This is a genomic window from Sphingobium cyanobacteriorum (assembly GCF_030580935.1).
GTDB classification, from domain to species: domain Bacteria; phylum Pseudomonadota; class Alphaproteobacteria; order Sphingomonadales; family Sphingomonadaceae; genus Sphingobium; species Sphingobium cyanobacteriorum.
Window position 1 is genome coordinate 58,434 of sequence record NZ_JAUQOM010000012.1, and the last position, 20,996, is coordinate 79,429.

The window sequence follows — 20,996 nt, forward strand, 5'->3', positions numbered from 1 at the left end:
TTTAGCCGGTCAGGCATTCCCTGGGGACGACAACGACTCGCCAGTAATAAGACGGAGCGATAACTCGCTGTGAGATCCAAGCTGGCAGAGTAGCGCGGCGCTATGGACGTCAACGGCAGTTGGATCCTCGAACATCTCGGTTGTGTAGGAACCCCGCGCCATATCGAAGCCGGCCAGTCCCCGCGCAGCGTCCGCATAGCTATCAGGCCAACGGCAAACGAGCAGCCACGGCCATCCCACCTCAGGCGGATCGTAGCGTGACATCAGCACGTTATCGCATGAAATGGCTGAAGGACGTCGGTCTAGAAGCGTAGGCGCTATGAGCCTGCGTCGGGGCACGTCGAGAAATCGATCCAGCTCTGTTCGCTCATGCTCGGTTTCAACGATAATTGCGTAGTAGCGACCAAGGGCAAGACCGGCACCCCGGTAATCCACGGGTATGTCAATTACGAGAACACTCGGTGCTGAAATAATGGGCGAGGGATAGAACAATCGCCGGGCGGCGAGATGATCAGAGATGCGGAACGTGCGGGCGGTCATGCTCGTCACCAGCGTTGTGATAAAGGCTTATTGGAACGATGCATTCTAACTTCACTGCGCGCCTCCCATGGCTTTGATCTCTCGCAGCAAATCCTCGATAGCGCGTCGGGTCGCAGGATCTGTCAGCTTTGAAACGCTAAAGCTCGGCGTACCGTTGAGCGTTTTCGTAGAGAGTGGTCCCACGATTGCGGTCAGCTTGTCGTAGAGTGACTGCCTCACCTCCTGCGAGGCAAAGGCGGGGCGATTGATAAGATAACCTAAGCAGAGCTGTACCGAGCCTTTGCTATAATGTGAAAGAGCGAAGGGATAGAGGACGCCATCGGGTGACTCATACCATGAGACGATTGACCCCTGTGTTGAGGCAACTTCCGTCCAGCCGCCCGTTGCTTCAATAAGTTCTACGTAGGCCTCGGCGCCTGCGACAGTTGTAGGGCCATACTTGGCGAGCCGTTCCTCAATCCACGCTTCGCGGCCAATCGGCGGCAACGTGCCACGTGCAGCCTTTTCAGTCTGGGCCCGCTCGGTCTCGCCAATCACGCGGGGCGTCAGCGCCGTAACGCCACCCTCGCTTTCAAACCATGAGAGTTCGACTGCACGAACGTCGGCCTTCATCTGTTCGTTCAGAAACTCTACAATCCGAGCGAGTTCGCGAGGGATTGTGTCGGCAACGAATACCATCTTGATGCGTCCGGCTGCAAAATTCGCATCAACCTGGTCCCAGAACTGCTGGGGATCGGCAGCACCGCCTAAAAACGTCACCAACTCGGCGTCGGCATCACGGCCGCTTTCCGCCATGGTGGCGGCATAGCTTTCTGCGATACGCCCGCCCTGCCAATATGCCGTACCGTTGGCAGCATAATCGAGCATTTGGCCGATGACTTCACGACGCAGGCGCGTGTCGACCGCGCGCTTGAGCTCGACCAGCACGGGAACGCCTGTGCGCGTTACGAATAAGTGATCCAACGACCAGCGCCCACTACCATCTTCCCGATCGGCGATTGGCTGCTCGCGACGGATCAACAGCAGGGCTCCGTCTTGATCCGCGATAAGCTCTGGATGCGCGGCGACTAGCTTCTGCATGAAATCCTCACTGCGCGGCTCGGATGGACGCATGGCTGTCAGCGTGCCGGCGGAATCCACGGTATAGATGATGCTGCGGGCCACTCGGTTTCCGTTCGGTCAGGGTTGAAAGCGAGCGGTTAAGGCGCTGGCGTGCGAACAAGCCTCGCCTGACCAAGCCGTTAGCCACTCGCGCCACGAACACGCAGCAAAGCGAACTTCTGCTCCCGCCACGCTTGTTGCAAAGTCCGCGATTTCGGTCCGATGGCGAGCGATGACTTCGGACGGTATCTCAGTCGACCCACGATGCCGCGGCTCAGCATAGATGTAGAGCAGGACGGGGGCTTTCCCAAGCTTCCGGCCCTCGGTGACGAGCCCGAAGGCATGCTTCACCAGCTGAGCAGCGTCTAGGTTTTCGAAGTGAGCAGCCCCGGACCGCAGGCGGTCGCGCATTGCGGTAAACGGCGCCATTCGCTCGCCCCACACGTCGCGATCATACGCGGCTGACAGATCGACGTTCTTGCTGTCGCGGAACGGCTCGAAGCGCTTTGACTCGACGCCGATGACATGGGTGGCTGTTTCGACTGCGGCATCCAGCCACGGGTGCCGTCCGCCGGTCCAAGGAAAACGCATCTGCCGCTCTACATCGACCTTCCATGCTGGCCAGTCGAGGTCGGCGAGCGGTGGAAAGGGTGGGAGGCTCGCCGGCTGTTCGATGAACCATCCGAAGCCATTCACGGCGAGTGCCGCGCTGCTCTCCGGGCTGTCGAGCTTACCGCTGTCGATTTCATTCCCGGCAGCCTTACCCAACGCTGCGCGGACGAGATCCTCGGGCACCCCGGGCAAAAGAGCTAGAGAGCGGGTCGTCATCGCCCCAGGTTGAAGCACGCGCGCGAGGCTACTGCAAACGCTCAGGTGCCTGGAATAGAGTTATCCGTTCGAGGTCTTCACCTTGGCCAGGTGCAGTGCGCGGCGGGCCTCATCGGTAATGGTGTAGACTGCCTGGCGTTGCGCGCCGCGGTTGTGATGGTCAACGCGGAAGCCTTGATAGTGCCGGCGAACGAAGCCGGCGCGTACAAGTTCGGAAACGGCGCGGCTCACGTTTGTCCGGCCGGACTGCCTCACGCGCTTGCGAACGTGATCGTCTACGATCCGCTTTGCGACCTCCGGATCTGCCGGGAGGGCACGCTTCGCCTCCAATTCTTGGCGGACCTTGCCGGCGATCGCTTGCCGACGAGGGTCGCGCTGAGCCACTGGGATCAGCGCATCGCAGAGCCAATCGCGCACGGGAATGCGGCGGCTTCCCTCGCGAACGTACGGGCCGGCCGAGCCCGTCTGGGCGCTCGCTTGGGCGATCAGGTTCAGCACCATGAAGCTGTAGCGTGGCCGCTCGCAGACGACGGTTAGCCGTTCGAGGATTGCCGGCAGGTCGAGCGGCCGTTGCGGTTCATCCGCGTCCGCCTGCCGAGCGCGCTCCTCGAAGGAGAAGAGGTCGGGCTGAAACATGGAACATTACAAGCACAGAGCGCCCGCGAAGTGAATCCCGCACAGGATAGCGAAGCAAGTTTGACCGCTCGCGGCACTTCACCGGGCGGGGCAAAGTGCCGCTCGCGGCGTTCTCCTTGACTGGCGATCCCCGTGGCGCCGGGGCGGAAAGAGAGACGATGATGCAGGCGGACAAGGATGGCGGCGAGCTTGAACAGCTCGCTTACTCGATGATGGAGGTTGCATTACAGCTGCTCGACCGCGCCGGGGAAGGTGCGTCGTTGACGGCATGCCATCTGCAGCACGCGATCGATGTGAGCCCGCCCCGCCCGGCTGTGGCAACTTAGCGGCGCCGAGGCGGAGTGCCGCGCGTGGTTCGGCGTTTCCCCAGCGCGCTCCAGCTTAGCCGTTCCCAAAATGTTCTCCCGCGAGTTATGAAGGGGCAACTGACCGCACGAGACTCGATTCATGTATGCCGTTCGCCTGACTGAAATCCCGTTTGAATTGGTCCCACACGAGGCTCGCATCCTGCTGTGCCGGACGCCAGCTGGCTTCCCCAGCCCCGCGGCGGATGACCTTGAAGAACCGATCGACCTGGGCGAATGGCTGATCGAGCAGCCGGCCGCGAGTTACGTCATGCGGGTGGACGGGCACTCCATGACCGGCGCCGGCATCAACGACGGCGATTTGATCGTCGTCAGCCGCGCGAAGGCGCCGCGCCCGGGGCACATCGTCGTTGCCCTGGTCCACGGCGACCGCACCCTGAAGCGGCTGAAGCGAATGGATGGTCGACTCTGGCTGGTGCCGGAGGCCGAAGGCTACCCACACACGGTCGTCGACGAGTTCGTCGAGATTTGGGGCGTCGTCGTCGGGCTCGCGCGTCGGTATGTATGAGCACGCCCATCGCTCTGATCGACTGCAACTCTTACTATTGCTCGGCCGAACGCGCCTTTGATCCGAGACTAAAGGGCGTGCCCGTAGTGGTCGCTAGTAATAACGACGGCTGTGCAATAGCTCGCTCCGATGAGGCGAAGGCACTGGGCATTAAAATGGGCGACCCTATACACAAGATAAAGGACAGGATAAAGGCGCACGGCATCCGCGTGCTTTCGTCCAATTACACGCTCTACGGCGACATGCAGCGCCGCGTACTTGCAGCGGTCGAGCCGTTCGCGCGGGACATCGAGGTGTATAGTATCGACGAGAGCTTCTTGGACCTCGCCGGTTTTGAGGATCGCGACCTAGTAGCACACGCGCAGGCAATACGCGCCCAGGTCTTGCAATGGACCACAATCCCGACCTGCGTAGGGATCGGTCCAACGAAGACGCTGGCGAAGCTGGGTAACGCGGCCGCCAAGAAGAACCCGCTGTTCGACGGGGTTGCCGACCTTCGAGACGAGCCGATCCGCGATTGGGTGCTGGAGCGGTTTCCCGTCGAGGACGTCTGGGGCGTCGGCAGCGCGACGGCGCGGAAGGTGAAGGAGCTGGGGATCCACACCGCGGCCGCACTCCGCGACATGCCGGTCAAGCAGGCGCGGAGCATGGGGACTGTCGTGCTGGAGCGTCTCGTGGCCGAGCTGCGAGGCGTGCCGGCCGCCGTGGTCGAGACGATCGAGCCGCAGCGAAAGGGCATGGCGGTGACACGCTCGTTCGGCCAGCCCGTGACGGATTTCGACGTGCTAATGGGGGCAATCGCACAATACGCGATGCGCGCCGGAGAGAAGCTGCGTTCGCACGGGCTGGTCGCCGGCAGGCTCACGGTCCTGTTCCATACCAACCGCTTCGCCGATCGGCCGCAATACGGCGCTTCGCGGACACTGAGTCTGTATCCCATGACGGCCGATGGTCTGGAGCTCGTTCGCGTCGCACGGAGGGGAGCAGAGCATGCTTGGCGAGACGGGTACGCCTACACCAAGGCCGGCGTGATGCTCGAGGATCTGGTGTCGGCCGAGCTGCGGCCGCGCACGCTGTTCGAAGATGAGGCCGACAACGTCCGGCGCGAGCGGCTAATGGCCGCGCTCGACGACATCAATGGCAAGTTCGGCCGGTTTACCGCGGTGCCGGGCACGCAGGGGTTCAAGCGGGAATGGCGGATGCGGGCGGCCGCGAAGTCGCCGGCCTATACGACCCGGATCTCGGACGTGCCGGTGGTGCGCGCGTAGGCGCGGGAACGAGTCTGGAGGGAGAGCGATTCCGTCAGGTGAAGCGCTTCAATCCCTCTCCGAGCCGGGAAGAGCTTAACGCCCTTCCAGCGGTCGCGCCGGACCTGCCGGAGGCGATGCACTTCATGAACTGTCCGGCATGCGGTCAGATCGATTGCCGCGACCTGGGCGACGTGCTCCACCATGATCAGCCCGGGCACGAGCCGATCCCACACGGATCGCTGGGCGTGCATCCCCTCGGCTTTATCGAGCCGATGTTGCCGACGCTCGTCGACGTGCCTCCTGTCGGCGACGACTGGCTGCATGAGGTGAAGTACGACGGCTACCGGACCCAGATCGTGATCGATGGCGCAGCCCGGCGTGCGTTCACGCGTAACGGCCACGACTGGAGCGCCAAATATGCGCCGCTGCTAGGCGCGGCCGAGTTGCTGGGGTGCCGGCGGGCGATCATCGACGGCGAGGTCATTGTTCAGGACGAGGCAGGGCGCTCGGATTTCGCCGCGCTCCGAACCGCGATCGGCCGCAGCCCCGAGCGCCTCGTGTTCATGGCCTTCGATTTGTTGCATTTCGATGGGCGAGACCTGCGCCCGCTCGCTGTCGAGCAGCGGCGTGAGCGCCTCGAGGAGCTGCTGGGTGGGTTCGATCCGGCGAACCCCATCCATTTCAGTGCCGCCGTGCGCGGGGGTGGCGTACAGTTCTTCGACGCTGTTGATGCCATGGGGCTCGAGGGCATTGTGTCGAAGAAGCGCGGCACCCGCTACGCGAGCGGTCGGGCAAAGAGGTGGTTGAAGATCAAGGCTTGGACCGAAGCCGAGTACCTGGTGGTGGGCACCGAGGCGACGCCGGGGGAGCCGGTCTCAGCCCTCCTGGCGCGTGAAACGGAGGACGGTCTCGAATATGCGGGTGGCGCCGCCATCACCCTGCCCGCCGATCGCCGCGAGCTGTTCTACGCCGCGGCCGAGCAGCTGCAGCGTGATCGACCACCCGCCGGCATGCCGCGCTCAAAGTGCGCGCGTTGGATCGAGCCGAGGATGCGCGTTCGCGTGCGCCACTTGAAGGGCAGTGAGAAGGTACGGCATGCGACCGTGGTCGACGTGACGGAGCTGGCCGGCGTCAGGCGTCTATCTCGATGAGATCGTCGGGCGGCGTCTCGATCTGGCGGATCATCTCGCCGGCATAGGGCTGGACGAGCGCGAGAGCGTCGGCCGCGCTGCCGTCGAGCCATTGCAGCAGGTCGCAGGGCCGTAGGATCACCGGCATCGCTTTCGGATGCCACGGTTTCACGAACTCGTTGGGGTTCGTCGTGGCGAAGGCATAGGCCTCGCCCCGCTCGGTCGGGCGCCACAGGCCGGCGAAGAAGCCGATCGGCTGATCCGGAAGGGCGAACCACATCTGCCGCGGCTTGCCATCATCGCCGGTGCCACCTTCAGGATGCGGCTCGGCGAACCAGGTGAACGGCACGATGCAGCGGCGCTCAGCGCTTGCGATGGATGGCTTCCACATGGATGAGGCGAGGTTCCGCGCGTTCGTGACGTACTTGTCGAGCTTAATTTCCGGGTTGCGCTTGCTCGGCACCTTGGTCGGAAAGCCCCATTCGAGCAGCACCATCTCTAGGGGCCGGTTGCCAGCCGCGCTCCGGCGCACGATCGGGCCATATCTGGCCGTCTTCTTGCCGGTCGGGAAGATCTCGCGCGCTGGCGGGAACACCTCGTCGGGCGCATAGGGCGGCTCGAATCCGCACGCGCGCATGACGGCGGCCTGTTTCGCGGAGATGCGGTAGCGGTTGCACATGCGCGAGGTTCTGCCACGTTCGGGCGGGACTGTCAGGCGATCAGCGGTAGGGAGAACGATGAAGCTGACCAGTGACGCCGTCGAGGTGGTGAACCGCAACGCGCTCGTCACCGTGGCGCTCAATCAAGGCTACAACGCCTATCTGCCGGTGTACGACAACGGCATCGATCTTATCCTCCTCAACGAGGCGACCGGCGACACCAGGCTCGTGCAGCTCAAGGGTCGATGGACCATCGACCGGAAGTATATCGGGAGAAATATCTGGGTGGCGTTCCCCGATCGTGGTGTCTGGTATGTCGCTCCGCATGACGAGATGCTCCGCCTGGGCGAGCGGCACACCGGCACCGATAGCTGGGCCAAAGGCACCTACAGCAAGAGTCCTCTGAGCAAGACCGACCGAGAGGAATTGGCTGCCTATCGGTTTGGCGAGCCGGACAGCGTTATGGAGGATGCGGCGAAGCTCGGCGGATGAGGGTGAACGTTAGCCTCTTGGCATCCTTAGAGAGCAAGCCCGATACATAGCAGGACGATGGCGGCCGAGCCGGCGACGAGTTTGCCTCCAGCGAGAACGCGCGCTGGTCGACCGGAACGGAGCTGCTTGCCCGTCCGGTCCATACCCGTCCGGAGGCCGAGCACGCCGTCGGCCGCGAGAACACTGCCGATGATGAACAGCAGGACCGAGAACCCCTTGGCGAAGGCGTGCGGCGTCAGGCCGGTGACGATGAAGGCAGCGACCAGTGCGATCGTGAGGAGCCCGTAGAGGGCGAAACCTACGTCGAGCAGGCCGCGCAGCCGCTTTGGGCCGTTCCAGTCGGTCGGCCAGCGCAGAAGGATCATGGGGCGGAGACAGAGCCGGCAGCTCTGGACGTGAGCTTCCTTCGGCCAGTGGTCGATCGTGTGTCCGCAGTAGGGGCACCCTGGCCGACGATACGGGAACGCGGTGGCTGGGCTCAGCATGGTGGTGTCTCCGTTCGCGGGGCGAGGTAATAGGCCGCAATCGCCGCGCCGCTGATCGTCCCCTCGACCGTCACCGCGCTCCCGATCAGGTGGCCCAATGGCATATCGCCTGTGAGGCGCCAGCGCATCCCGTCAGGCTCGAGGAGCATCGGGCCGCGCGGTGTCATCTCGACAACGCCGGCGAGCCGTGTTGGACCTGCGGCCATCACTCCGCCGCCTCCGCAAGGATTTCGATCTCCTCGGCCGCCGCGCCATTGAAGCACGCGATCGGGCAGTGGAGCAGAAGCCGCCCGTGTGAGCGCAGCTTCTTGCCATCGAGCCTGATCGGATCGCGCGCGAGCCGCTGGCAGGGCTTGTTCGATCGATTGCGGAACGCGCAGGGTGCGGCGAGTGGAGGTAGGGGCAGCTCGACCACCGGCTCCGGTTCGGGAGCGGGCAGCGGTTCGCCGAAGAGATCGCACTGGTCCATGATGTGCTCCGATCAGCCACCTAGCGGGGCCGCGTTGCCGAAGCGGTTGGCTCGGCGGGTGCCAGGCTCGATGCAGAGCCATAGCTGGGCGAAGATCGAGACCGCAGCCGTACCCATCAGGAGCGGAGCGCTCGTGTCGAGCGGGTCGCCGAGAAGGGCCAGGAGCGCGATCCAGATCATGTTGAGGCCTGACCATCCGACGTCGTGGAGCCGCTTCACCATCACCGCGGACGCGATCCAGGCGGCCATCGCCATGGAACCGAGCAAGGCGGGTTGAGATAGCCCGGCGAGGAAGTGGACGAAGCGGATGTCGTACCGGCTCGCGAACAGCAGCACCCAGCTGGCGGCGATCGTCGCCACGAATGGCAACCGCCCCACCCTGCCCCTATAGGCGAACAAGACCTCGCCAACATCCATCCCCCTCTCCTTTACCTGGGCGTCCCTGACGCGAGCGGCGGGCTGACGGCCGGAGGAGTCGTGCCGACGGGCGGAGAGATCCTTGTCTGCGCGTCCACGGTGAGCTTCCTGAAGCTGTCGAGCAGGGCAAGCGAGGTGATCTTGCCGATGTCCGTCGACGTGTAGGCACCCCCAAGAGCCCCGACCCCGAGGCTCAGGAGAAGGCCGCCGCCTACCACCGTGACGTCGCGCTTGCGCGCTGCGCCCGTAGCAACGGCCGTCTGGACGCCCGTTTTCACGTTGACGAGCGTGAGCATGGTCTGGCTCTCGAGCGTCTTGGTCTTGAGCCCGACGGCCGAACCGAACGTGCCGCCCACCCCGCCACCCCCACCACGGGCATTGCTGTCCGAGTAGAGGACCTGGGCGGTAAGGAGGTAATCGGCCGCGCGTAGCGTGGCCCCGTTGAGGGCGGCACCATTGGCGACCGAGCCGCCGGCTGCGAGCTGGCGTTCACGCTGCAGGGCGTCGAACGCGCCACCACGCTCGACCACCTCGAAACAGCCCGAACGGGCCGTCAGGAGCTTCAGGAGGGGCAAGGGATCGACCTTGGCGGTGGACCCGCCGTTCTGCCGTTCGGCGAGCTGCACGAGCGCGCGCATGCCGGGAGGAAGCTGATCCTCGACGCCGGCGACGCTGCGATCCTCGACCAGCGCGACCGTGCCAAGCGGCTGAGCGCAGCGCGGCAGTTCGGACGTCTCGTCGACGCCGGTGCCGCCCTTCCCCAGCTTCTGCGCGAAAGCGGTTGAGGGAGTGACGGCCGCGAGAGCGGCCGTCACGGCGAGGAGAATAGCCCGGTTAGGCACGCTTCTTGGCCGCATGCTTGGCCGGGTCGCAGATGCCGGCACGCTCCTCCGCCTCGGCGACCTTCTTCGCCTCATCGCAGTCCTTGCAATCGGCGCAGTCAGCGCAGTCGGCACATTCGGGGCAATCCTTGCAGTCGCCCTTTGCATGGGCGCCGGCGTGCTCCTTCCAGTGCGCCTTCTTGAGGCTGACCTTGGCGGCGGCATCTTCCCCGGCCTTCTCGCCGGCAAAGCTCGCCATTGCGAGGAGAACGGGGCTGGCGGGTTTGGCGCTCGCGACCGCGGGCATGCCCACGGCAAGGGCGATTGCCCCCAACGCGGCAAAACGTGGTAGCATCATGGTACTCGTTCCTTTTTCTGCTCTGAAGGGGCCGCTGCCGGTCGGCAGTGGCCGCGGTGGGATAACCACCATTCCCGAGGGCCGAAGGTGGCCGTCGAGCTCGTCGCCGGGCAGGCTACTGTCCCCCATCGGGCGATCCGGTCGGCGAGGCGACGCCCCGCGAAGTCGGTGTTTTTGCACCGTGCTCACTCGAAGAACCCGGCGTTGCTGTTATGCTTCAACTCGATCGCGCGTCCCGGCGACCCTTCCAAATCGACGGCGCGATCTGTTGCTGTCGTCACGCGGATGAGGGCCAGCAATTCGCGAGCGTTCGTCGAGCCGAAGAGGTGTTCAATGCCTCGCCAGAAGCCGGTATTGCCGCTCGCGATACGCACTCGGTATTCGCCAACCGGCATGGGGACGGCGATGTTGTCACCGCCGCGCAGGTAGAAGCCAAGAACATCCTTACCGGCTTCAATCTCGTGGAAAAGGATGAAGTAGCCGTTGGATGAGAAGCCGTCTGCCTTTAATCGAAGGAGCCCCTGTCGTCTCTGTAGGTCAACCGCCTTGGTAACGTAGACGCTGCCCGATTTTGGGAACGGAACCGGGATCATCGACTGGAACTGGGCTGTTAGAGCGCCAGTATAGACTTTCACCAGAACCAGCGGCGTGAGGACCGCCAAGCCGCCGATCAGCAGAAACCGAACCAGCCCTGAGCCCAACTCGGAGACTGCCTTGCTGGCGCTCGCCGACCGAGGCGAACGCCCTATCGGCGGCAAGCCCTGTCTGCGTCGGTAACGGTCACGCATGTAGTCGCGGTCATCGAGACCCATCGACGGCCTCCTGTGTCGCCAAGATCGTTGTCGTGTCGGGAACATTCACGCTTGGGTGTTCCGGGCCTTGAACCGAAGCCTCGCCCTGTGGCCGGATGTTCAGCACATCGTAGATGTCCGGACCGGCAACGTGTGCGCGCGCGAGCTTCTGAGCGTAGGCGCGGAGATCAGAGGAGCTGATCACGCCGATCGAGAACATCACGTCGAGTTCGGAAAGCCCGGACGTTTCAAGCCAGCGGGAGATAAGGTTGTCGGATTTGACGAGTGGTTCGTCAGTCCCGACCTTCGAGCGGTCTATGCTGCACTCGGGCGGCACCGAAACGAACACGTCGACGCGGGGGAACACCTTGTCGAGCGCGTTCCGTATCAACCAGCGTCTGAGCACTTCCGCCTGCCGACGGGCTTGCTCCACCGGGTTCGGAATGTCGCGGGGGCGCCGCTGCCCGGTGTACCAGACCATCCATTCGCCATGGTCGTTCTTGGAAAGGCGGCCTGCGTAGTTCTTTACCTCGACGATCGTCGCGCGCTTGGCCCAACGATTGAGCAGCAGGTGGTCAAATTGAGCGAAGCTGCCTCCCTGATCGGCAATACGGAGATCGTGGATGACGGCCGTGTTGTCGGAGGTCAGAAGATGCCGGTCGATCATGTGCGCTGTCGCACGCTCACCCCAAAGGCCGCGCCGGTGCTTCCTGAGACGGCTCTGCGTTGTGGCCGGCAGCGAGGTGAAATCCTCGTCCGCTATGACTTCCTCGAGGAAAGCCAGCTCGTCCGCTTTGGTGGACCTCTTGATAATCATCGGGCGGTCGCTCCGGTGACAGCATAGAGCCCCTGATCGCGGTGCATCGCGATCTTCAGAAACACGAGCGTCTCGACCAGGAGGGCCATCCACGCGGCGCACTCGCGCCATCCGATTGCCGGCGACGTGTCCGTGAGCCCAACCCACGCGAGTCCGGCGAGGCCGATTGCGGTGGCGATCCGGACGCCCGATCGGAGGGCCGCGGGAAGCGGTGCCGTGCCCGAGCGCCGCATCCAGGCCGGCCCGGCGAGATTGCCGGCCAGGTAGAGCAGCACGGTCGCGTAGATCGCCGAGAGCAGCTGGGCCTCAAGCATGACTGGCCTGCCGTTCGGCTATGGCGACCGCGCCAGGTGATCCTTCAGGGTGGAGCAGCGGAGCGAGCGCCTGCCGGACGTTCGACAGGGTGGGCTTCGTCCGGCCGGGGATGCGGATCGTGGTGTAGCCCGCCCGGGCGGTCATCGCGTCGCGCTTCGCGTCGCGGACCGCGTTGTGCGAATAGTCGTCCACCTCGATCAGGGCGACGATCGCGCCGCTCGTCCGGTCCTGCACGACGAAGTCGACGATCTTTTGGGAGAAGCTGTTGCGGTCGGCGTGCGAGACCTTGCGTCCGATACGTCGTGGAACCTGCAGGAGCGCGCCCATCGCGACTTGGGCATGGACCCGGTGCGCGGGCAGGATGCGCTCGATCGCGACCAGCATCGCCAGTTCGCGGTCGGTGAGGAACCGCTTCGCGACCGGCGCGGGCGGTCCACCGAGCCCGAGCGTGTTCTTCAGCAAGGTCAGTAGCGCGAGCGCGCAGACGATGAAGACGAGGAGCGCCACGGGGGAGCCGGTGATCTGGCTCATGGGTTGCGATCTCCGCTGGTCGCGGCCGGCGAGGACGTGTCGGCAGGCGTCGACACCGCCATCCACTCGCGCTGCGGGATCATGTCCGCGGTGGTGATCGGATGATCGCGGCGGGACGAATCCGGCCCGAGAAGGGTCGTGAAGGCGACAAAGGTAGCGAGGCCGGTCGCGCCGAGACCCAGCGTCCGCCAGAAGCGCCGCTCTCTCTGGCGGCGGCGCGCGCGGTCCTCCTCATACTCGCGGTCCCGGGCCGCGCGCTCGGTCGCCTCTCCCATGGCGAGAAGCTCGGCTGCCGCGGCCTCACGCCGGTTGCAGAGGTCGCGCAGAGCCAGCGACACCCGATAGACGGGATCCTCTGCTCGGTAGCGGCCCTGCTCGGCGAGCGCGATCGCCAGCCCGCCGAGATCTTCGGCTTGAAGGCGCAGCATGGCGGCGCGCTGCCGCCAGTCGATTGAGCTCTCCGTGTGCATGCTCATGTCCCTCGATCGGACGGCGCGGCCGGCGGACCCGAACCGCGCCGGCCTGCCCGTCACCAACCGTCCCGACGGCCCTCGCCGCTGTCCTTCAGCCCGCGGCGGTCCAGGTTGGAGCGCCGGATCTCCAGCTCGATCCCGTCCCCCTTGTCGCGCGTGCGGATGTCCCGCGGGTCCACACCGTTGCGCTTGGCGAAGTCCTCGGCGGCCTTCTCGCTTCCGAACTTGCCGACGTCGTCGAAATCCCATCCACTCATGTCGTCGTCTCCATCATCCGGCGGTCCGGCCGGTCGGTCGTCACAGGTCGAGCCCCAGGCTGCGTTCCGGCAGCGGCGGCAGGACGTCGCCGCGGTCGGGCTTGAGGTCGGGCGGTGATTTCAGGTCATCGACCTTGGGCAGCGGCGGCTTGCCGTTGCCGTCCGCGGGCGCCGGTGGGTCGCCGGGCAGCGGCGGCAGGTCCTTGAGGTCGATCGGGCCGGGGTCAAACTTCTCGCGCGGGCCGGGGCCGGGGGTGCGCTCGCGATCGACGTCGAGGCGGCCGATCGTCTCCAGCGCGGAGGTCTTGTTGCCGGCGTTGTGGTCGAGCTGGCGCTCCAGCTTCTCCTTGTCGTCGACCACCATCGTCAGCTCGTCGCGGACACGGGTGACGCCGACGTTGAACAGGCGCTGGTTGGAGAGGTTGCGCTCCTGGCTCGACATGACGGTGATCGCCTTGTCGGTCGTGATGCCCTGCGCCATGTGCATGTTGAGCGAGTAGGCAAGGTCGAGGCGCGACAGCATCGGGTCGCCGAGATCGAGCGTCAGGCGCTCCTTGCCCGCCGTCTCGACGGTGACGCCGTTCGCATCGATCGTGAGCACGCGCGCGAGCGCCGAACTGTGGAGGTTGCGGTCCTTGTCGGTGGCGGTCCAGCGGATGCGGTCGCCCTCGCGAAGGTGGAGATCCTTCTTTTCGCTGAGCTGCAGGCGGTCTCGCTTCTCGGTCGGCGACAGCTTCTGCGGGTCGAACCGGATGCGCTTGTTGCCAAGTTTGAGGTCGACCTTGCCATTGGGGTGGACCTTGTCGACGTCGTAGCGACCGGCGACGAGGCCGACGTCCTGCCCGCCTCCCCTGCCCACCTCGAGCGTCTGCCCGGGCTGGTAGGTCGAGGCGTAGCGCAGCTCCTCGCGCGTCGTGTTGACGCGCTCATAGACGGTGAGGTGGATGCCCTTCCCTCGCACGCTGCCCTCGCCTGCGAGACCGTCCTGGATGCGCTGGTTGATGATCGCGCGCGAAGCACGCCCCGAGGCGAACACGGCGGTCGCCTCCCGTTCTTCCGGCGAGAGCCCCAGCCACATATCGGCCGCGTGATGGGCCGGGCTCTGGTGCTCGACCACGTTGTCGCCCAGCACCTTCATTGCCTTGCCGGCCTCCCCGACGTTGGCGAGCGCGGCGACGGTGCGCAGCTGGTCGGTGCGCTGGCGGATGTTTTCGTCCATCCGCGCCATCGTCCCGCCACCCGCCTGGATCAGGGCGAAGGACTTGCCGGCGTCGATCGAGGAGAGCTGCTGCCGGTCGCCGACGAGGACGAGCTTCTCGACGCCGAGCGCGGCCGAGATCTGGTGCAGCTTCAGCATGTCGTCGCTCGACACCATCGAGGTCTCATCGACGATGAGCATCTGGCCCGCGAAGGTGGCGCGCGCCTGGTCGTAGGCGTCGGTGTCGCGGTTGGTGACGTGGCGCTCGTTGGCCATGATGAAGGAGGCGATCGTCTGCGACTTGATCCCCGCACCCTCGGCCAGGTCCGCAACCATCTTGTTCTGGAAGGCGAGTCCGGTGACGGTGCGCCCCTCGGTTTCCGCGACGCGCGCGACGGCCTGCAGCATGGTCGATTTGCCGGCGCCCGCGATGCCCTGCACCACGACGGTCCGGTCCTCGGACGACACGATCAGCGTCGCGGCCGCGAGCTGGCCGGCGTTGAGTTCGCGATCGGCGGTGGCCTGTAACCGTTCAGGAGCCTCGCTGGCGGCGATCATGGGGGTGGACTGGCCCTTCCCCTGCTCGACCGCCTTAAGGATGCTCTCCTCGGTCCTGAGCGCCTCCTGCGTCGTCACCATGCGCGGACGGGTGTCGTTCTCTCGCGTCTGCCCGGCGATCAACCGGCCGCGCTCGACCAGCTGTTCGACGCGACGCTCGACATGGTCGATCGTGACGCCCTTAAGCCCAAGGTCGAGCGCGGTCTTGCCGAGCATGGTGGTGCTGAACGCCGCCTCCCGCTCCGACAGCATCCGGACGGCCGAGGCGACCGCCAGTTGCGCGCGCGCCTCCGCGGGCGACTGGGTGATGCGGCCAAGGCCGCGGTCGACCAGCGGGTCGCGCGGCCGCAACACGCTGCCCAGCTTCTCCCATGCGCTCGTCACTGCGTCGGTGACGGCGCGATAGCCCCGCTCGACGGCCCTGTCGGGCGTGCGCTGATCGGAGCGGGACTGTGCGGCGTCGAGCAGCGCCTTCCCATCGAAGCCGAGAGCCGCGGCCTTCTCGATCCAGTCGCGTTGCAGGCCCTCGCGATCCTCGACGTTCAGTTTCGGGTCGCGCGTGTTCGTCGTGACGCCGTCGCGACCCTTATGGGATGTAATCCCCAATTCGGCCGCCTTCTCAAGGATCGCCTCGCGCCGCTGGCTGAACGCCTCCAGCACCGCCTTGGGAACGCCGGCAATCTCGAAGGTGCCGTGCTTGCCCTTGAGCTCCACCTGGTAGCCGAGCTTCTCCATCTCCTCGCGCAGGAATGCGTGGTAGATGGAGCCGATCACGGAGTTGTTGCTCCAGATCTTGTCGGCGTGGAGTGCCTGCCACTTGCCGTCCGGCATCTTGGTCAGGTTGGCGATGACCGCGTGAACGTGCGCCTGAGGGTCGAGCGCGCGGCTCGTGTCGTGCTGGAACAGGGCATAGACGAGATTGCCGGTCTGGATCGGCACCTTGCGTCCCTCTATGTCCTTCCGGCCTTCCGAAAGGTTCTTCTCGACCCAAGCCATCGCGCGCGCGACGGCCTTCATGTTCGCACCGTTCTCGCCGAGGATGCGCTTGTCGCCGGTGACGTAGGCGAGCACCGAAACCGACTTCGGCGCGGAGAAGGTGAGGTCGACGCCCGATCGCCGGTTCTCGACCTGGGCGATCCCCTCGCCGCTCGGCAGCACACCGTTGAGGATGCTCTCAAAGGCATCCTTCGTCACCTCGCCGGAGAGGCCAAGGTCCGACGCGCCGTCGCCGCCCCAGGCGCTGATCTCGGAGCTTCCCTCGGCGGTGTAATAGTCGTCCTTCGCGAAGTAGCCGGCGGCACCGGACGCGGATCGGACGGAAGCAACGGAGAGCATCAGTCGGCTCCCGGCGAGAACGACAGGCGGTGCGGGGATCCGTCATCATCGCCCGTCCGGCGATGGCCACGACCTGCCGCGCGCGCGGCGAGCATCGTCGCCCACATCCGGCCGAGCCGGAGCCGCTCGAAACGGCTGGCGACCCGGACGAGGCAGGCGGTCGCGACATAGGCACCGCACGATGCCGACCAGGCCGCGACCAGCTTGAGCGCGAAGGCCAAGGGTACGATCGGCCCCGCCCGGCCCAGTGCCATGGTCCAGATGGCCACGGCGACGATCGCCGGCACGATCAGAGGCCCGAACATCACTGCCGGCCGGACCCACGGGACGCGCTGGCTGATCCGCATGAAGGCGAAGAAGCCGACGGCGGCACCGTGCGACCCGGCGATCATGGCAGCGACCCCGAGATGGCTCGCGTCAGCGATCATCGGACCGCCCCTCCAGCGCGCTGATGGGCGCGTTGCACCCGACCGGATGGGGGCTGCCCGAAGCGGAAACGGGAGCGAGGCCGACGCGACGGATCGGGGGAAGGAGCAGCACCGGCTAGATCCCCATGCCCATGTCGCCGTCGTCGCGACCGGCGGAGAAATCCTGCCGCAGCTCGACGATGGTCTGATCCTCGACCTGGGGCGCGGTCTGGTGGCTGCGGCCGTCGCGCCGATCGTCACGATCGCGGGATTGAGCGGTCTCCTGTTCGGGGCCGGGCCGGGCAGCCTGCGCCTTGTCGGCGGCATGCTCGCGCGGGGTGTCGCTCTCGTTGCGATCGCTGTTGTTGTCGCGGGTGCGGGCGACCGTGCCCTCCTTCTCCTCCTCGACTTCCGAGGTCAGGATGCGGGCAGCCATGTCCTTCGCGATGTTGGGATCGGCGGCCTCCTCGATCACCTGCAGCGAGCCGTCCCGTCCGCCGGCTTCTTGCCCCTCCTCCTCGTCGAACACCCCTTCTCCGCGCTTAGATCGAACCGGGGCCATGTCGGGGCGCGCGAGGAAGCCCTCGGCGATCTGAGGATAGTCTTTCCAGACGAGCTTGATGCGGGCAGCGGGGAAGCCGTCGGGGAACTTCACGAAGCCGTTCATCGACGGCAGGTTCGTGATGTCGTCGGCGATCACGAGCGGTTCGACCTGCTTGCGCGGGGTCAGCGTCGAGGCGTCGCGGGTGTTGTTGTAGCCGTAGCTGTAGGCTTCATCCATCTGCCGCACTTCGCGGTTGCCGATGTAGCGGGCGCACTGCTCGGCGGTGTCGAGATCGGCGGTCGCGAGGATGAGCTTGGAGCGGGCGAGCGAGGCGAGATTGCGGGCGCCCTGCTCGCCGTAAACCTCGACCAGCTTCTCGAAGCTATGGATGCCGAGGATCATCGCGCCGCCGAAGGCGCGAGCGGTCTGGAGGCCGTTCTCGATCGCGGGCAGGCGGTGCAGCGCGCCGAGCTCGTCGAACATGAACCAGGTCCGCAGTGAGCGGGTCCGGGGCATGGTCATCAGCCGGTTGATGGCGAGGTCCATCCAGAGCGTCAGGAGTGCCCGGTTCATCGGCAGGTCGACGTAATTCGACGTGATGAACAGGATCGAGCCGGGCTTCTTTTCGCCGGTGATCCATTCACGGATGGAGAAGCGCGGACCCTCGTCGGGTAGGAAGCGGAGGACCTGTGCGTTGGTGTTGAATACGGCCCGGATCGACTCCGCCATCCGGGCCGCTTCTGGAGCCGTCAGAGGGTCGGCGATGGTGTTCTGGAGGTAGCGGTGGACGCGCTTCAGATCGGCGGTCATCAGGTGTTCGGAGAGCGCGAGATTGGTGGTCTCCCCCTTCTCGATCAGCTTGACGCACATCTCGATGAAGAGGGTGCGGGCGGCGAGTGCCCAGAAGGGTTCGGAGGAGCCGCCGTCAGACGGGATCAGGGCAGCGGCGGCGGCGGTGAACTCGCTGTGCGTCTGGCAATCGGCGAAGATCGACCAGGCCGGGCAGCGGCGGTCCATCGGGTTCAGGATCGTGTCGCGTTTCGGGTCGAAGAACGCCTCGACGTAGGCGCCCGTCAGATCGAAGATCACGGCGCTGTCCTGGCGCTCGCGCATCTGCTTGACCAGCGCCCGCAGCTCGGTGGTTTTACCCGAGCCGGTGGTGCCGATCAGCATTGTATGGGACTGCTCCATCCGATGCGGAAACGGGATGCCGGCCAGCGTGTAGGGATGGTGGATTCCGGCGGCCTTCCGCTCGGCGAACGGGAGTTGCAGCACCCGCTTGGGTGACACGTCGGGGAAGCACTCGCGGGCCTCCTTCTCGAAGGCGGCGTAGTTGTGCTGGGACACCTCGGCGAGGAGCACGTCGCGCTCGACCAGCATGGCTCCGCGTTCGTGCCGCTCCTGCAGGATCGACTTGCCCCGGCGGCGCGAAATATCGACGAACCAGATCGTGAGCGGGATGGTCAGGAAGATGCTGACCAGGAAGGCTCCGAAGAGCCCGCGCATCGCCACGCTCCACGCCCGTTGGACGTCGGGAATCTCCTGCACGACCGCCATGATGGTGTGGCGGATTTCGCCGGTCGGCAGGGTGACGTTGACCTTCTTGGTTGGGTCGAAGCCGACCCAGTCCCAGAGCATCGCGTAGAGCTTCATGCAGATGAGCTGGAAGCCGTGCTCGTCCAGCTTCAGCGACATGATGATGAACCATGCTGCGGCAAAGGCGAAGAACCACAGGACGACGGGCATTTTCGCGCCCGAGAACCACATGAGAAGTTCGTGGGTGAGCAGCTGGCTGCCGCGGGTGAAGTTGCCCGCGTTGCGGTGGACCTTGCCCCTGGCCGAATGGTGATGGAGGGGGATCGCCCGCCCGTCGGTGCGGATGTCGCTACGCGCCATGGTACTGCTCCAGGCGCTTGTCCGTGTTGGCGATGATCCGCTCGCGATACTCGGGATATTGCTCGCTGATCATGACGTCGACGGCGAGCTGAAGAAACTCGCTGATCCGGGCGAGCCGGCGGTGACTGGTGGCGTCGAGTGCGGAGTCGGCCAGGTAGGCGACGACGGCCGCTCGGATCACGTCCGAGGGCTTGCAGTTTCGCTTGTCAGCGAGGGTTTCGATGCGGTCGAACAGGCCCTGCTCGAAGCGGACCATGAAACGACGTTTGGTGTCTGACAAACCAACCTCCTAGCAGGGAGGCTGGTGGGGACTTAAGAAAGCGACACGACCTATACCGGATCGCATGGACGGTCGCAAAGAAAATCGCTACACGCTGGGAGCCGTCAGACGCTGTCAGACGCCTAAGCCGTTGTAATCATTCGACTACCCACCCCGCGCCGATGCGTCAGACGTTGTCAGACGCTCCCCGATCCCGACAACCCATTGCAAACGCAAGGAAAACTGCACGCTCGCGTGCGTAGGGTGTGCATTCTATCTAGGACTGATCAGTTGGTCCTGGGCCGTGTCGGTCGTCCATTCATGGGGGTCGTTCCGGGGTCCGGCTGGGCATCGTCCGCCCTGTGGGCGGAAGGGTCTCGGCCGTGATTCCGGCCGCGGTTACAGGGACGGAGTGATCCCGTCCGGCGCGCCTGGTCGCCAGACCAAGCGCGCTCATCAAGCCCGGAGCCCAAGCGACGGGATCGGCACGGCAGGGATCGTTACCCGGAGGGCGAAGACGGCGCAAAGCGGCGGCTTCGTGAGCGGGCCATAGGCCCGCGAGTAGAGCCCGATCGGCGGACCCGGAGGGACCGCCGAGCCGCCCGCAATCGCCTTCTTCCGATCCAGCTCCCGAACCGCTACAACGGCATGGTTCGCAGCCCGATCAGCTATGAACAGCGAGGCCATCATGGCGCGTACAATTGAAGAGGAAATGGAGTCCCTCCGGGAGGAGGAGCGGCGTCTTGCGAGCAAGAAGGCGCAGCTCGTCAAACGGGCTCGGGACGAGGCGATCAAGTCGGTCGAGAAGACCGGATTGTTGAAGCTGGAGAGCAGGCGTCTCGAGGCTCTGGCCGGGCGGATCAAGTCGCTCGGAATTGAGGAAGTCGAGAAGCGGCTCGCGGCGTGACGCCGGTCCGCCGCGACGTCAGTCGCGGCACGGGCATGGGGGGCTCGATGCCCCTCATGCCCGTGTGGCTCGACAGCAAAAAAAGGGAGAGGCGTCGCCGCCCCTCCCTGTCGTTCAGAACTCGTCGGACATGCCGCCCGGGACCGTGTGAACCACGCGGTCGATGATCCCCATCGGGAGGGCGTCGTAGTCCCCTTCGTCAATGGCGATGAACCCGTCGATGTCGTCCTCGATGACATGCTGGTCGAAGAAGCTGTGGAGGGCGCGGCGCTCCGCGCAGGCGACCGCGGCGAGATAGGCGGTCTGCTCGTTGGCGATGAAAGTCGAGATGATCTGCATGGGAGCCTCCTGCTATCTTGAGTGACAGCGGAGCGGGCGTCGGGCGTCCGAGATCGGGTCAAGGACCGCCGGCATCGCCGGCGGCCGCGAAGCGGGCGACGGGGGTGCCGATTTTGTCGTGGTTGCCGTGGAGCGCAGCGGAGCGGCGGCCGCGGCAAAATTGGGGGGACCGTCGATCCTTGAGGCGGTCTCGGACGCCTGACAGAATTGGACGTCAGTGAGAGATATTTTCCTCTCCGGCCCGGCCGATGCGTAGCGCCGTGCGGCCCGTAGGGGCCGTGCGAAAGCGAGCGAGCCGGGCTGGTCGACG

General features: G+C 65.4%; 28 protein-coding genes. 6 read left to right on the forward strand and 22 right to left on the reverse strand.

Annotated elements, in window-relative coordinates; genetic code table 11:
- Nucleotides 1-9: 9 nt before the first annotated feature.
- Genes Q4610_RS17580 through Q4610_RS17595 form a run of 4 tightly spaced genes read right to left on the reverse strand, consistent with a single transcriptional unit; the run spans nucleotide 10 to nucleotide 3,105 of the window.
- Nucleotides 10-540: a hypothetical protein gene (locus tag Q4610_RS17580; RefSeq protein WP_304537247.1), complete on the reverse strand. Its 531-nt coding sequence runs from the start codon at nucleotides 538-540 to the stop codon at nucleotides 10-12.
- A 51-nt stretch (nucleotides 541-591) separates the two neighbouring features.
- Entirely contained in the window at nucleotides 592-1,704 is a 1,113-nt protein-coding gene (locus tag Q4610_RS17585; protein WP_304537248.1) for a PDDEXK family nuclease, read from the reverse strand.
- A 15-nt stretch (nucleotides 1,705-1,719) separates the two neighbouring features.
- On the reverse strand, nucleotides 1,720-2,469 hold the full coding sequence (locus Q4610_RS17590; protein WP_304537249.1) for a PGN_0703 family putative restriction endonuclease: 750 nt from the start codon (nucleotides 2,467-2,469) through the stop codon (nucleotides 1,720-1,722).
- A gap of 60 nt (nucleotides 2,470-2,529) precedes the next feature.
- Nucleotides 2,530-3,105 (reverse strand): hypothetical protein, encoded by a 576-nt coding sequence (locus Q4610_RS17595; protein ID WP_304537250.1) that lies wholly within the window; start codon nucleotides 3,103-3,105, stop codon nucleotides 2,530-2,532.
- A gap of 158 nt (nucleotides 3,106-3,263) precedes the next feature.
- On the opposite strand from Q4610_RS17595, the gene Q4610_RS17600 reads away from it, so the two are divergent.
- The 4 genes from Q4610_RS17600 (at nucleotide 3,264) to Q4610_RS17615 (ending at nucleotide 6,379) form a co-directional block, all read left to right on the forward strand.
- Nucleotides 3,264-3,431 (forward strand): hypothetical protein, encoded by a 168-nt coding sequence (locus tag Q4610_RS17600; RefSeq protein WP_304537251.1) that lies wholly within the window; start codon nucleotides 3,264-3,266, stop codon nucleotides 3,429-3,431.
- 121 nt (nucleotides 3,432-3,552) lie between these two features.
- Entirely contained in the window at nucleotides 3,553-3,978 is a 426-nt protein-coding gene (locus tag Q4610_RS17605; RefSeq protein WP_304537252.1) for a LexA family protein, read from the forward strand.
- Nucleotides 3,975-5,246 carry a Y-family DNA polymerase gene (locus Q4610_RS17610; protein WP_304537253.1) on the forward strand — a complete coding sequence of 424 codons (1,272 nt, stop codon included), beginning with the start codon at nucleotides 3,975-3,977 and terminating at the stop codon, nucleotides 5,244-5,246. The genes Q4610_RS17605 and Q4610_RS17610 overlap by 4 nt, the downstream gene beginning before the upstream one ends.
- Nucleotides 5,247-5,284: 38 nt before the next feature.
- Complete coding sequence (locus Q4610_RS17615) at nucleotides 5,285-6,379, forward strand: ATP-dependent DNA ligase (protein ID WP_304537254.1); 1,095 nt, start codon at nucleotides 5,285-5,287, stop codon at nucleotides 6,377-6,379.
- Here Q4610_RS17615 and Q4610_RS17620 read toward each other — a convergent pair.
- Nucleotides 6,360-7,037 carry an SOS response-associated peptidase gene (locus Q4610_RS17620; protein WP_304537255.1) on the reverse strand — a complete coding sequence of 226 codons (678 nt, stop codon included), beginning with the start codon at nucleotides 7,035-7,037 and terminating at the stop codon, nucleotides 6,360-6,362. The two genes, Q4610_RS17615 and Q4610_RS17620, sit on opposite strands and share 20 nt — an antisense overlap.
- A 58-nt stretch (nucleotides 7,038-7,095) precedes the next feature.
- Here Q4610_RS17620 and Q4610_RS17625 point away from each other — a divergent pair, with 58 nt between their 5' ends.
- Nucleotides 7,096-7,509 carry a hypothetical protein gene (locus Q4610_RS17625; protein WP_304537256.1) on the forward strand — a complete coding sequence of 138 codons (414 nt, stop codon included), beginning with the start codon at nucleotides 7,096-7,098 and terminating at the stop codon, nucleotides 7,507-7,509.
- Between the two features lie 26 nt (nucleotides 7,510-7,535).
- On the opposite strand, the gene Q4610_RS17630 is transcribed toward Q4610_RS17625, so the two are convergent.
- From Q4610_RS17630 to Q4610_RS17705, 16 genes are all read right to left on the reverse strand, one after another.
- On the reverse strand, nucleotides 7,536-7,874 hold the full coding sequence (locus tag Q4610_RS17630; protein WP_304537257.1) for a hypothetical protein: 339 nt from the start codon (nucleotides 7,872-7,874) through the stop codon (nucleotides 7,536-7,538).
- Nucleotides 7,875-7,987: 113 nt separating this feature from the next.
- On the reverse strand, nucleotides 7,988-8,200 hold the full coding sequence (locus Q4610_RS17635; protein ID WP_304537258.1) for a DUF5818 domain-containing protein: 213 nt from the start codon (nucleotides 8,198-8,200) through the stop codon (nucleotides 7,988-7,990).
- Entirely contained in the window at nucleotides 8,200-8,463 is a 264-nt protein-coding gene (locus Q4610_RS17640; protein WP_304537259.1) for a hypothetical protein, read from the reverse strand. The genes Q4610_RS17635 and Q4610_RS17640 overlap by 1 nt, the downstream gene beginning before the upstream one ends.
- A 12-nt stretch (nucleotides 8,464-8,475) precedes the next feature.
- Entirely contained in the window at nucleotides 8,476-8,880 is a 405-nt protein-coding gene (locus Q4610_RS17645) for a DUF805 domain-containing protein (protein WP_304537260.1), read from the reverse strand.
- An 11-nt stretch (nucleotides 8,881-8,891) separates the two neighbouring features.
- Complete coding sequence (locus Q4610_RS17650) at nucleotides 8,892-9,695, reverse strand: CsgG/HfaB family protein (protein ID WP_304537261.1); 804 nt, start codon at nucleotides 9,693-9,695, stop codon at nucleotides 8,892-8,894.
- A gap of 19 nt (nucleotides 9,696-9,714) precedes the next feature.
- Nucleotides 9,715-10,059, reverse strand: coding sequence for a hypothetical protein (locus tag Q4610_RS17655; RefSeq protein ID WP_304537262.1), 345 nt, complete (start codon nucleotides 10,057-10,059; stop codon nucleotides 9,715-9,717).
- A 185-nt stretch (nucleotides 10,060-10,244) separates the two neighbouring features.
- Nucleotides 10,245-10,871: a hypothetical protein gene (locus Q4610_RS17660; RefSeq protein WP_304537263.1), complete on the reverse strand. Its 627-nt coding sequence runs from the start codon at nucleotides 10,869-10,871 to the stop codon at nucleotides 10,245-10,247.
- Nucleotides 10,858-11,667: a nuclease-related domain-containing protein gene (locus tag Q4610_RS17665; protein ID WP_304537264.1), complete on the reverse strand. Its 810-nt coding sequence runs from the start codon at nucleotides 11,665-11,667 to the stop codon at nucleotides 10,858-10,860. Before Q4610_RS17665 ends, Q4610_RS17660 begins: the two co-directional genes overlap by 14 nt.
- A complete protein-coding gene (locus Q4610_RS17670) occupies nucleotides 11,664-11,981 on the reverse strand; it encodes a hypothetical protein (RefSeq protein ID WP_304537265.1) in 318 nt (105 codons plus the stop codon). Before Q4610_RS17670 ends, Q4610_RS17665 begins: the two co-directional genes overlap by 4 nt.
- Nucleotides 11,974-12,513 carry a DUF2726 domain-containing protein gene (locus tag Q4610_RS17675; RefSeq protein ID WP_304537266.1) on the reverse strand — a complete coding sequence of 180 codons (540 nt, stop codon included), beginning with the start codon at nucleotides 12,511-12,513 and terminating at the stop codon, nucleotides 11,974-11,976. Before Q4610_RS17675 ends, Q4610_RS17670 begins: the two co-directional genes overlap by 8 nt.
- Entirely contained in the window at nucleotides 12,510-12,983 is a 474-nt protein-coding gene (locus tag Q4610_RS17680; RefSeq protein ID WP_304537267.1) for a hypothetical protein, read from the reverse strand. Before Q4610_RS17680 ends, Q4610_RS17675 begins: the two co-directional genes overlap by 4 nt.
- A 59-nt stretch (nucleotides 12,984-13,042) precedes the next feature.
- Nucleotides 13,043-13,243 carry a hypothetical protein gene (locus Q4610_RS17685; RefSeq protein ID WP_126849458.1) on the reverse strand — a complete coding sequence of 67 codons (201 nt, stop codon included), beginning with the start codon at nucleotides 13,241-13,243 and terminating at the stop codon, nucleotides 13,043-13,045.
- Between the two features lie 40 nt (nucleotides 13,244-13,283).
- On the reverse strand, nucleotides 13,284-16,334 hold the full coding sequence (gene mobF / locus Q4610_RS17690) for a MobF family relaxase (RefSeq protein ID WP_304537268.1): 3,051 nt from the start codon (nucleotides 16,332-16,334) through the stop codon (nucleotides 13,284-13,286).
- Complete coding sequence (locus Q4610_RS17695; RefSeq protein ID WP_304537269.1) at nucleotides 16,334-16,762, reverse strand: hypothetical protein; 429 nt, start codon at nucleotides 16,760-16,762, stop codon at nucleotides 16,334-16,336. Before Q4610_RS17695 ends, mobF begins: the two co-directional genes overlap by 1 nt.
- Nucleotides 16,763-16,877: 115 nt before the next feature.
- Complete coding sequence (locus tag Q4610_RS17700) at nucleotides 16,878-19,181, reverse strand: type IV secretion system DNA-binding domain-containing protein (protein WP_304537270.1); 2,304 nt, start codon at nucleotides 19,179-19,181, stop codon at nucleotides 16,878-16,880.
- Complete coding sequence (locus Q4610_RS17705; protein ID WP_336622876.1) at nucleotides 19,171-19,461, reverse strand: hypothetical protein; 291 nt, start codon at nucleotides 19,459-19,461, stop codon at nucleotides 19,171-19,173. Before Q4610_RS17705 ends, Q4610_RS17700 begins: the two co-directional genes overlap by 11 nt.
- A 649-nt stretch (nucleotides 19,462-20,110) precedes the next feature.
- Between Q4610_RS17705 and Q4610_RS17710 the strand changes: the two genes are divergently transcribed.
- A complete protein-coding gene (locus tag Q4610_RS17710) occupies nucleotides 20,111-20,347 on the forward strand; it encodes a hypothetical protein (protein ID WP_260591676.1) in 237 nt (78 codons plus the stop codon).
- A 114-nt stretch (nucleotides 20,348-20,461) separates the two neighbouring features.
- Here the strand turns inward: Q4610_RS17710 and Q4610_RS17715 are convergent, their stop codons facing one another.
- A complete protein-coding gene (locus tag Q4610_RS17715) occupies nucleotides 20,462-20,686 on the reverse strand; it encodes a hypothetical protein (protein ID WP_304537271.1) in 225 nt (74 codons plus the stop codon).
- Nucleotides 20,687-20,996: the final 310 nt, after the last annotated feature.